Annotated in this window: 10 protein-coding genes, 1 pseudogene and 2 riboswitches; of the genes and pseudogenes, 4 read left to right on the top strand and 7 right to left on the bottom strand. The window is 68.8% G+C overall.

Features of this window, described 5'->3' with window-relative positions:
* Positions 1 to 92: 92 nt before the first annotated feature.
* Together ACIRRY_RS51595 and ACIRRY_RS51600 are read right to left on the bottom strand one after the other, a co-directional pair.
* Positions 93 to 299: pseudogene (locus ACIRRY_RS51595) on the bottom strand (iron ABC transporter permease); the annotation flags it as partial.
* Entirely contained in the window at positions 296 to 1,357 is a 1,062-nt protein-coding gene (locus tag ACIRRY_RS51600) for an ABC transporter substrate-binding protein (RefSeq protein ID WP_403988043.1), read from the bottom strand. The pseudogene ACIRRY_RS51595 and the gene ACIRRY_RS51600, both read right to left, overlap by 4 nt.
* A 53-nt stretch (positions 1,358 to 1,410) precedes the next feature.
* Positions 1,411 to 1,623, bottom strand: a riboswitch (cobalamin riboswitch).
* 167 nt (positions 1,624 to 1,790) lie between these two features.
* On the opposite strand from ACIRRY_RS51600, the gene ACIRRY_RS51605 reads away from it, so the two are divergent.
* On the top strand, positions 1,791 to 2,594 hold the full coding sequence (locus ACIRRY_RS51605) for an SAM-dependent methyltransferase (RefSeq protein ID WP_403988046.1): 804 nt from the start codon (positions 1,791 to 1,793) through the stop codon (positions 2,592 to 2,594).
* Between the two features lie 62 nt (positions 2,595 to 2,656).
* Here the strand turns inward: ACIRRY_RS51605 and ACIRRY_RS51610 are convergent, their stop codons facing one another.
* The 3 genes from ACIRRY_RS51610 to ACIRRY_RS51620 all read right to left on the bottom strand — a co-directional run bounded on the left by ACIRRY_RS51610 (position 2,657) and on the right by ACIRRY_RS51620 (position 4,375).
* Positions 2,657 to 3,523 (bottom strand): CbtA family protein, encoded by an 867-nt coding sequence (locus tag ACIRRY_RS51610; protein WP_403988049.1) that lies wholly within the window; start codon positions 3,521 to 3,523, stop codon positions 2,657 to 2,659.
* A gap of 36 nt (positions 3,524 to 3,559) precedes the next feature.
* Positions 3,560 to 3,775 (bottom strand): CbtB domain-containing protein, encoded by a 216-nt coding sequence (locus tag ACIRRY_RS51615; RefSeq protein ID WP_403988052.1) that lies wholly within the window; start codon positions 3,773 to 3,775, stop codon positions 3,560 to 3,562.
* A 57-nt stretch (positions 3,776 to 3,832) separates the two neighbouring features.
* A riboswitch (cobalamin riboswitch) is annotated at positions 3,833 to 3,906 on the bottom strand.
* Between the two features lie 124 nt (positions 3,907 to 4,030).
* Positions 4,031 to 4,375 carry a hypothetical protein gene (locus ACIRRY_RS51620; protein ID WP_403988055.1) on the bottom strand — a complete coding sequence of 115 codons (345 nt, stop codon included), beginning with the start codon at positions 4,373 to 4,375 and terminating at the stop codon, positions 4,031 to 4,033.
* A gap of 371 nt (positions 4,376 to 4,746) precedes the next feature.
* Here ACIRRY_RS51620 and ACIRRY_RS51625 point away from each other — a divergent pair, with 371 nt between their 5' ends.
* Entirely contained in the window at positions 4,747 to 5,889 is a 1,143-nt protein-coding gene (locus ACIRRY_RS51625) for a hypothetical protein (protein ID WP_403988058.1), read from the top strand.
* Between the two features lie 12 nt (positions 5,890 to 5,901).
* Here ACIRRY_RS51625 and ACIRRY_RS51630 read toward each other — a convergent pair whose 3' ends face one another.
* Both ACIRRY_RS51630 and ACIRRY_RS51635 read right to left on the bottom strand, forming a co-directional pair.
* Positions 5,902 to 6,696 (bottom strand): hypothetical protein, encoded by a 795-nt coding sequence (locus ACIRRY_RS51630; protein ID WP_403988061.1) that lies wholly within the window; start codon positions 6,694 to 6,696, stop codon positions 5,902 to 5,904.
* Positions 6,697 to 6,766: 70 nt separating this feature from the next.
* Positions 6,767 to 7,600, bottom strand: coding sequence for a DUF427 domain-containing protein (locus ACIRRY_RS51635; protein ID WP_403988064.1), 834 nt, complete (start codon positions 7,598 to 7,600; stop codon positions 6,767 to 6,769).
* Between the two features lie 234 nt (positions 7,601 to 7,834).
* On the opposite strand from ACIRRY_RS51635, the gene ACIRRY_RS51640 reads away from it, so the two are divergent.
* Both ACIRRY_RS51640 and ACIRRY_RS51645 read left to right on the top strand, forming a co-directional pair.
* Entirely contained in the window at positions 7,835 to 8,323 is a 489-nt protein-coding gene (locus tag ACIRRY_RS51640) for a beta-class carbonic anhydrase (RefSeq protein WP_403988068.1), read from the top strand.
* A gap of 322 nt (positions 8,324 to 8,645) precedes the next feature.
* Positions 8,646 to 9,083: a sigma factor-like helix-turn-helix DNA-binding protein gene (locus ACIRRY_RS51645; RefSeq protein ID WP_403988071.1), complete on the top strand. Its 438-nt coding sequence runs from the start codon at positions 8,646 to 8,648 to the stop codon at positions 9,081 to 9,083.
* Positions 9,084 to 9,285: the final 202 nt, after the last annotated feature.

Raw genomic sequence — 9,285 nt, forward strand, 5'->3', positions numbered from 1 at the left:
CGAACGCATCTGACCAACCATCAACTATCTCTTCAGGCACGAACCCATCAACGATCGCGGGCACACCACGTCACGGAGTGTCGTTGCAGTACTAGCAGTGTGCGGGGCATGCGCAGGTCCCAGACGATGCCGTCCCGCAGCGGGGCGAGCGCGCTCTCGCCGCCGCCGAGGTGGGACGCGACGGACGCCCACACGTCGGCCGTGGAGATGTCGGCGGGTCCGACGGTCACCGCGAAGGCCACGGAGATCACCAGCGCCGCGAGCCCGCCGCCCGTCAACAACAGCGTGCGCAGGGTCACTTGGCGAGTCCGAAGTCGCGCAGGCCCGCGGCGACCTGCTCGATCCCTTCGACGGTACGGATGGAGGGGTTCATCGCCTGACCGCTGAGCAGGATGTACCGCTTCTTCTTGACGGCGGTGAGGTTGCGGGTGGCCGCGTTGGTCTCCAGGAAGTGGATCTTCGCCTCGGCGGTCTCGGCGGTCTGTGACTTGCGGGTCAGATCGCCGAGGACGATGACGTCGGGGTCGCGGTCGGCGACGGTCTCCCAGTTGATCTGGGGCCACTCGTCGTGGGTGTCGGAGAAGGCGTTCTCGGCGCCAACGGTACGGGTGATGGCGCCGGGGGCGCCGCAGCAGCCGGCCAGGTAGGGCGACTGGGAGTTGGCGAACCAGTACATGAGGGAGGTGCCGGAGGCGTCGAGCCCGGCAGTGGCCTTGCGCACCCGCTCCTTCAGCCGGGCCACGAGCTTGTCGCCGCGCGCCTCGACACCCATCGCGCGCGACAGGTCGCGTATCTCGCCGTAGACGGTGTCGAGTGTGAGCGGTGTGCTGCGCGAACCGTCGCCACCGCTGTCGTTGTCCTTGCCCGCGCAGTCGGCCGGCGAGACGTACGTCGGCACGCCCAGCTTCTCGAACTGTTCGCGGGTGGCGACGCCGCCCTTGCCGAGCGTCGAGACGAACGACGCGGTGACGAAGTCGGGTTCGGCGTCGAGGACCTTCTCGAAGGAGGGGGCGTTGTCGGCGAGGCGCGGCACGGTCGCGTTCGCCTTCTCCAGCCCCTTGAGCACCGGGTCGGTCCAGGTGGCGGTGCCGGCCATGCGGTCGGCGAGGCCGAGGGAGAGCAGGATCTCGGTGGTGCCCTGGTTGAGGGAGACGACCCGTTCGGGGGCCGACTTCAACGTGACCTTGTGCCCGCAGTCGGTGAGGGTGAGCGGGAAGCCGGCGGCGGACTTCTCCGTCTCGTCGTCGGCTCTGTCGTCGTCGGACCCGCCGCAGGCGGTGAGCAGCAGGGCGGGCGCGATGAGGAGGGCCGCGGTACGGCGGCGCAGCGGGACGGGGGCGGTACGGATCACGGGCATGCCTTGCCTGTCGGGGCTCGAACGCGGAGCCTGGCCTACGAACTGCCCCTCGCCGAGGGCGAGAAGGCGCCAGCAGGTCTTCGGACTCGGGTTCGTCCGGACGGAGCGCCTTCCCGGCACGTCACACACCGGCTCCTTCGGCCGGCCCGCGTCGCCCCAGTGGCATGAGTGCCCCGCCCGTCCCCCTCACCGCTGCGCGTCAGTTCCGGATTTCCACCGGATTCCCTGGCCTCGGTTGTGGCACGACTGGCCCGCACAACGTATCAAGATCGACGATCGGCTCCTGGTGCGGGGTGCGGCACGGAGGTACCGGCACAGCCGTGCCCGCTACCCTCGCGGGCCTGAACTCACCTCGTGACAAAGGTCGTTGGGAGCCGCCGAGCGGTGGCGGTCGGCCGTGCGCGACGGTCGGTACCTCAACGGGAGATCCGAAGTGACGGACACAGGATTCAGCGCGGACGACATAGACACCGGCAAACCCCAGTCGGCCCGCATGTACGACTACTTCCTCGGTGGCAAGGACAACTACCCGGTCGACTGGGCCGCCGCCGAAAAGGTCATCTCCTTGTTCCCCGATGTCAGGCAAATGGCGCGGGTGAACCGCGACTTCATGCACCGGGCCTCCCGGCTGCTGGCGGAGCGGGACATCCGCCAGTTCCTGGACATCGGTACCGGAATACCCACCCGGCCGAACCTCCACCAGGTGGTCCAGGCGATCAACCCCGGCGCTCGCGTGGTCTACGCGGACAACGACCCGATAGTTCTCCGGCATGCCGAGGCCCTCCTGCACAGCACGCCGGAGGGCAGCACCACCTATGTCCAGGCGGATGTGCGGGAGCCGGGAAAGATCCTCGCGGCGGCGCAGGAGCGACTGGACTTCGGGCAACCGATCGCCCTGTCCCTGATGGCCCTTCTGCACCTGGTGGCGGACGAGGACGACCCCCGTCGCATCGTGGGCGAACTGCTCGACGCACTGCCGCCCGGCAGCTACCTGGCCCTTTCCCACGCGACCGGAGACTTCGATCCGGAGACCTGGGAGCGCGTCGTCGAGGTCTACCGCAAGGGCGGTACACCCGCCCAAGTACGGTCACGCGCCGAATTCACCAGCTTCTTCGAGGGACTTGAGCTCGTCGCCCCCGGCATCGAACTCGCGGCGCATTGGCACCCTGAGCCCAACGCACAACACGGCGAAACCGACCGGATCCCGTTGTACGTCGGAGTCGCCCGCAAACCGTGAGGCGGAAAAGGACCGAGCGCGGTGATCGCATCGACCACCGCGCTCGCCGTAGAAAAGGCCCGTTACGCCGGGACGGGGTCCGGCTCCTGGGAAGGTGCGGGGGCGTCCGGGCGCGTGGGGTTGAGGAGGCGTTCGGCGAGGGGGGCGAAGATCAGGCCGAGGGCCGTCCAGAGGATGAGCTGCGCGGCGACGGAGTAGAAGCGGAAGGTGAACAGCACGTCGGCCGGGAAGCCCGGGTAGACGATGGTGCCCTTCGAGTCCTTCAGCGGCAGCGGTGTCTCGGTGGCCTGGTTGCCGAAGTTGGCCTTGTTGTACGAGAGATGGCCGAGCTGCGGCAGGAGCAGCATGACGATCCCGATCGCCACGACGAACGCGGCACCGGCGAGGAGGGTGGCATTCCAGTTGCCGAAGCGCGCCTGGAGGTGCTTGCCGAGATAGACGGCTCCCGCGAGGAAGGCGACGGAGCAGACGATCATGATCAGGTACAGGGCGCTGCGCTGCTGGATGGTCTCTTCGTGACCGATCGCGGGCGGGTTGGCCGGGTACTTCAGGAACGGCACCAGGTACATGCCGAGGAACCCGCCGCCGGCGACGAGGAGCGCCAGGTTGCGCGGCCGCAGACCGCCGGTGCGGCCCAGGCAGACGGCGTAGGCGACGGCGAACAGGGCGCCCATCGCCATGCCGAAGAGGATCATGCCGGCGCCGATGCCGACGTTGGCCTGGACGGTACGGCTGAAGAGTTCATGTTCGTGGCCCTCGACGGGCATGCCCGCCGCCTTGTCGAGGGCGTTCTGGGCGGCGTCACGGCCGCTCTCGTAGTCGATGGCCTTGGCGATCTGTGGCTCGGCGAAGATGCGCGCGAACACGAAGGCGAGCAGGCCCGCGACTGCGCCGGCGAGGACGCCGCGCAGTATGAGCTTCTTTTCCATGTCGAGTTGTCCGTACGTCCAGGTGCCGGCGGAGGGTCAGTGGCAGGGGAAGCCGAGGAAGTGGCGGGCGTCGTGGACGAACTCGTGGACGTGCATGTCGTTGCCGAACACCGACACGGCGCCCTGGTCGACACCGATGAAGTAGTAGATGGCCAGCGCGATCAGCGCGGTGCCGACCAGCCAGACGATCGACTTCGAGACCGGCAGGACAACCGGCGTGGACACCGGACGGGATGTGGAAACGCTGCTCAAGGTGAGCCCTCCTTCGGGATCGTGCGTCCCTTGCGTGTACGGGCGAGTGAAGGATCAGTGTCTGACTCGCCCTCCACCTTCCGGCGGCGGGCTCACAGTGGCGCGACCGTGCTGGAATTCCACCAGCTTCCTTATGCCATCACTACAGGGGGAGAGTACGGCGCGTCTCTCCGGGCCGTCAATCAGGCCCGTTCCCCGTACAGCTCCTGACAGAGCCGTTCACGCGGGACGAGCTGCGTGGCGACGCCCGTCCAGTCACCGCTTCGTCGTGAGCCTCAGGTCGACCTCCTGTTCCTGGTCCCCCGACGCCGTGCCCCGCTCGTCCACGGCGAACACGACGCTCAGCGCCTCACGGAGCTGGTCCACCGCGACGTAGCCACCCTGGATCGTGGCGGAGACCGAACCCTCCAGGGGAAGGGGGTCGGTCGGGATCCATTCCTGTGTCGGCTCGAACTCCGCGGTCCACACGATGGTCTGGCCGCCCGGCTGCTCCTGGGGTACGTCGTCGGAGGGCCGGTCGGTGGGGAACGCCGTCCGTAGGACGCCGAAGACGGTGGCGGCGTCCTCCTTGGACGCTCCGGTCAGGGACACGGTGGCCATCGGGCTCACTCTCCTTGGGTTTCTCGGGCTCCTTGGGCTTCTTGCGTTCCCTGGGTTCCTCGGAAGGGGCGTTGCTGCTTGTTCATCGACGAACGGCCGTCGGGACGACTTCCCGGGTACCCGCCGTCCGCCCCTTCTCACGCGGCCCCCGGAACGCGGTGATCCCATCTGATGCGCGGCCCGCGCGCCGTGCGAGCAGACAGCCACCGAACGGATGAGCGTGCGGGCTCCACGGAGGCGGGCCGGGGTCACACGGGTGGCGTATTCGCGTGGCGTGGTGGCGGGCGGAGACCTAGTAATGGACTGGATCAGCTTGTTCATCGCGCTTCGGGGGGCGATAGCAGCATCACCCTCTTCATGGAGAGCCGAGCATGACCACCCGCTCTTTCTCGCCCAGCCCGGACCGACCCGACATACCTCACGGCACCGCCGCCCACCAGCTCGCGCCCTCCGACGGAGGGCCCGCCGACGGGTCGCCGCCGACATCACGTCCGTCGCAAGAGGGTCCCTCGCGGACCGGTCCCGAGAGCGAGAACTCCGATCCGATGCACCGCCTGGTGCATGCCGCCGTCGCCGACCGGCCACTCGAGGAGGTCCTCCAGCTCATCACGTTGCTGGAGCAGTCGCCGAAGTACGCCCAGGCCACTGTCGACGCCCTGCGGGCGGTCGGTGTCGACCGGTCCGTGGAGGACGTGACGCGCCTGGTGACCCTGCTGACCCGGCCGCCGCGCAATCCCGACTGCGCCGACGAGGCGATCCGCGCCGCCGCCGAGAGCCGGCCCGTGGAGGAGGTCACCCGGCTGATGGCCCTGCTCGAGCGGGCTCCGCTGGAACCGCACTGCGGCGAGGAGGCGGTACGGGCCGCGGCGGGCAGGCCCGTCGAGGAACTCGTCCAGCTGATCGGCCGGTTGACCGAGGAACAGGACGCGTCCACTCGCGGCTCGGAGCGTGCGGCGGATCAGCAACCCCCGCCGTACACCGCTCCGGCGCACGATCCGGAAAGTACGGACGGCCGGCGTCCGGCTGCTCGTCGACACCGTCCACGACGTGCGCGTACGACGACCCGGCGGGCCGCTCCCCCGCTCTGGCCGAGACTGATCGCGGCGGCGGCGCTCGTGCTGTGCGGGCTGTCGTACTTCCCGCTGCACCGTGCCGGAGCCGCCGGCACCGCCTTCGGGTTCGCGCTGGGTGTCTCGATCCTGTGCGTCCTGCTGGCACCTGCGGTGATTTTCCACGGCGGCCTGTCCGTGCTCGTCGTGTCCATGGTGGTGCCGGCCGCGCTGGCCGCCCTCCAGTTGTTCGACGGGCGGTTCCACTCCACACGGCTCTCCGATGCGCTGCGGATCACTGCCGCGCCGTCCTGGTTCGCGGGACTGATGGCCGTACTCGCCGCACTGGCCGCGCTCACGGCGCTGCTCGCGCTGCTCGCCTCGCGCCGGTTCGGCAGGCAGTTGGACCTCCCCGCCCATCCCGATCACCTCTCGCCGGCCGAAGCGAACCAGACGCTTCAGTAGGGTCGGGCCCGCTCAACGGGCGGTGGCGTCGGGGCTGTTCACGGCGTCGCCGCTCGCCGACGGCACGGCCGACGCCGAGGCCGCGGGGCTGGAAGCGGCACTGTGACTCGGGCGGGCACCGGCGCTTGAGCCGGTCTCCGGCTCCGCGCTCGCGGACGGCGAGGCGGTGCCGCCCGAGTACGACCCCGCGCTGCTGGACGTGAGCGGCGTGGGTGTCGGGCTGTGCGCGGGAGCGTGCGTTCCCGCCGAACCGCCGCCCAACGAGGTGCCCGTACCGGATTCACCTCTGACCGCCGCCGCTATCGGCTTGCCCATGATCAGTTCCCCCACGGTCACCGTGACCATCGCCAGAGCGAACACCAGGCCCGTGGCCAGGGCGAACTTCTTCCACCCGATGGACTTCCAGAAGGAGCCGCTACGACGGGTCCGATAGGTGGTGACCGACTCGTCCTCGGACAGTGTCGCAACAGCGGCCGAGGTGTCGTCCGGTATCGCGAACGCCGCCCGGGCGTCCGCGCGTTGCATCGCCCGCTCCTCGCTCGGCGTCAGCGCCAGCGCGACCGACGGCACTCTTCTACGGATCCCTTCGCCCGTCCGCCGGAACGCGTGCTGGAAGACCGCCGCGCCGGTGGTGGCGCTGGTGCTGACCACGGCGGCGCCGATGATCGTCCCGGTCACCCCCAGCATGGACGCCAGCACCGCGCCCACCACAGTGGCCAGCGCACTCGCCACCACCTGTACAGCGGTCAGATCGAGCACCTTGCGCTTCGGCTCCTGCTTCTTCTCTTCCTTGGTGTGACTCTCCATCAATGTCGACTGCCCTGCTGGCACTGTTTAACCTCAACTCGCACCAACAGGGCCGGACTTCACCCTGCCGTCACTTCGGCGACCGCTCCGTGAGCGTCTCGGTGAACGGCGTGACGGGGCGCTCCAGGGTCTCGCCGTCCACGACGATGTCGACCGCCTCGTTGTAGAACGCGAGCAGATCCTTCACCGCGCCGACCGCGGGCAGCGGCTCCGGATAGCTCCAGACGATGTTCGGCGGAACACCAGGAGCACCGGGAACGCCGGCCTCCCCCTGCCACGACCAGTACGTGGCGGTGCCCTTGTAGGGGCACCCGGTGCTGTGGTCGGTCCGTTCGAACAGGTCCAGGCGGACGTCCTCGCGCGGGATGTAGTACCGGGTCGGCAGGCCGGTCTCGAAGAGCAGGACCGGGCGGTGGGTGTCGGCGACGACCGTGCCGTCGATCGCGACCCGGACGTGCCGGCTGCTGGGGATGGCGTCGACTCGTTTGTGCGGGTCTCGGGGGTGGATGAAGATCTCTTCCTCCTCCTCGTACCAGTGGTCCAGGCCCCGGCCGACCCGCCGGAACCACTCGAAGGCGATGTGCCCGGCCAGATCGTCGGCCGGGTAGGTCCAGGCCGCGTTCGCCACCGATTCCCCGCCGATCTCCAGGTCGTAGAAGATCCGTGATCCGGTGTGGGTGCCGGTCGGGGGGTTCTTCGCGGGGCGCAGGAGGTCCTCGCGGACCTCGTCGTGCGGGAAGGCGTACGTCGGTACGGGGACGGCCGGCTCCCAGACGAGGACGGGGTGCCTGCTGTCCACGACGGTGGTGTCGCCCTTGCGGCCGCGTACCCAGCGCGTGCTCGGCTCCCACAGGAGTCCTTCGGGGGTGGTCCTGACGTCTCGTGCGGTGGGGAAGGTGCTCATCCCTTGCTCCGTGATCCGTAGGGGGTAAGGCGGCCCGGGGGCTGATGCGGCGGACCGCTCCTTGCCAGTTTCCGGTAGGGGAGGGTTCACTGGTCGGGTGCAGACCTTCACCACCACGCTGACGGGCTTCTGGCCCTCGCGTCGTGTCGACGTGTTCGACGTGTTCTGTTGCCGTGCCGCGCCCCCGACTCCCGCACGGCACCTGTAAAAGCAACACGAGAACCGAGGTCCACCATGTCCGTGACCGATGAACTGCTGGCCAACAACGCCCGTTACGCCGAGACCTTCGAGGGTCCGCTGCCCCTTCCGCCCGCCAAGCACCTCGCCGTGGTGGCCTGCATGGACGCCCGGCTCGACGTGTACGCGATCCTCGGCCTGAACGAGGGCGAGGCCCACGTCATCCGCAACGCGGGCGGTGTCGTCACCCAGGACGAGATCCGCTCGCTCGCGATCAGCCAACGGCTCCTGGGCACCGAGGAGATCATCCTCATCCATCACACGGACTGCGGCATGCTGACCTTCACGGACGACGGCTTCAAGGCCACGATCGAGGAGGACACGGGTATCCGCCCGTCCTGGGCGGCGGAGGCCTTCGGCGATCTGGACACCGACGTACGGCAGTCGATCGCCCGTATCAAGGCCGACCCCTTCATCGTGCACAAGGACCGCGTCAGGGGCTTCGTCTTCGACGTGGCGACCGGGAAGCTCAACGAGGTCGAGTGAATGCGGTCCGATACGGCCGGGTGCGCGATAGGTGGTACGGCTGATCGGAAATGATCGAACCGCAATGGAATTAGACCTCGACCGATCGCCATGCTCAGTGCGCCAAAATGACTTTGCATGGAGAGCCGGAGCCGCTCGGTCGCCCTGTTCCGCGCGGTAGTTTTCTTTCGGGCCCGATTGAGGGCCCCCGGGAAAGTGCTCGATCGAAATCCCCGGGGACGAAACAGCTCGCCTTCGAGGAGCCTCTCATTCCTCCGTACCACCGAACGTGCCACCGAACCGATTCCACACCGGCCTCCTTATGTCATCGGCGGTTGATCCGGTGATCGCGGACCTCGGGTTCGCGGCCTTCGCCGAACGCAACCGCCCCCGCTACACGCTGTACGCCCGGGCCCGCCTGGCCACGGACGCTCATTCCTCGGCCGCCGTGGAAGACACGCTCGCGTCCGCCCGCGAAGACTGGCAGTGGCTGATGAGCGGGCCCCGCCCCGCGGCCGAGGTCTGGGGACAACTCCGGCTCCAGGTGGAGCGGCAGGGCGAACGGGTCGCCGCGCAGAACCCGGTCGTGGCCGAGCTGTACCGGCGGCTCCCCCACGCGTCCGCAGACAGCGTGGTGTTGTGCCGACTGCTGGCGCTACCCGTCTCGGAGACAGCGGAGTTGATGGGCGTCGAACCCTCCGCGGTCGAGGTCGCGCTCACCGCAGCGCGCCGGGCCCTCCCTCGACTCAGCGACACGGAGGCGCCCTTGAGGCACCTGTGACCCACCCGGCGTGCGCTGTCTCCTCGCGGTCACTCCGATCCGCCACCTTTTCGCCATCCCGCGCCACGCTTCACCCGAATCAGTGCTGGTGCGGCCGAGCGCTGCCCTCCTAGCCTCGCGCTTTCATGAGCGTGCTCGTCCATGCCTTGATCAAATAAGCGAAGAGTGCTCCTGACCTGCAACGATGGGACTTGTCGAGGGT

The sequence above is a fragment of the Streptomyces sp. NPDC101776 genome, from assembly GCF_044766845.1.
In the GTDB taxonomy this organism is placed as follows: Bacteria; Actinomycetota; Actinomycetes; order Streptomycetales; family Streptomycetaceae; genus Streptomyces.

What these genes read in the sequence shown, in the direction of transcription:
- ACIRRY_RS51625 (WP_403988058.1), top strand. Translation starts at nt 4,747, where the DNA reads ATGACCACCCGCTCTTTCTCGCCCAGCCCGGACCGACCCGACATACCT.
- ACIRRY_RS51630 (WP_403988061.1), bottom strand. Translation starts at nt 6,696, where the DNA reads ATGGAGAGTCACACCAAGGAAGAGAAGAAGCAGGAGCCGAAGCGCAAG.
- ACIRRY_RS51620 (WP_403988055.1), bottom strand. Translation starts at nt 4,375, where the DNA reads ATGGCCACCGTGTCCCTGACCGGAGCGTCCAAGGAGGACGCCGCCACC.
- ACIRRY_RS51610 (WP_403988049.1), bottom strand. Translation starts at nt 3,523, where the DNA reads ATGGAAAAGAAGCTCATACTGCGCGGCGTCCTCGCCGGCGCAGTCGCG.
- ACIRRY_RS51635 (WP_403988064.1), bottom strand. Translation starts at nt 7,600, where the DNA reads ATGAGCACCTTCCCCACCGCACGAGACGTCAGGACCACCCCCGAAGGA.
- ACIRRY_RS51600 (WP_403988043.1), bottom strand. Translation starts at nt 1,357, where the DNA reads ATGCCCGTGATCCGTACCGCCCCCGTCCCGCTGCGCCGCCGTACCGCG.
- ACIRRY_RS51640 (WP_403988068.1), top strand. Translation starts at nt 7,835, where the DNA reads ATGTCCGTGACCGATGAACTGCTGGCCAACAACGCCCGTTACGCCGAG.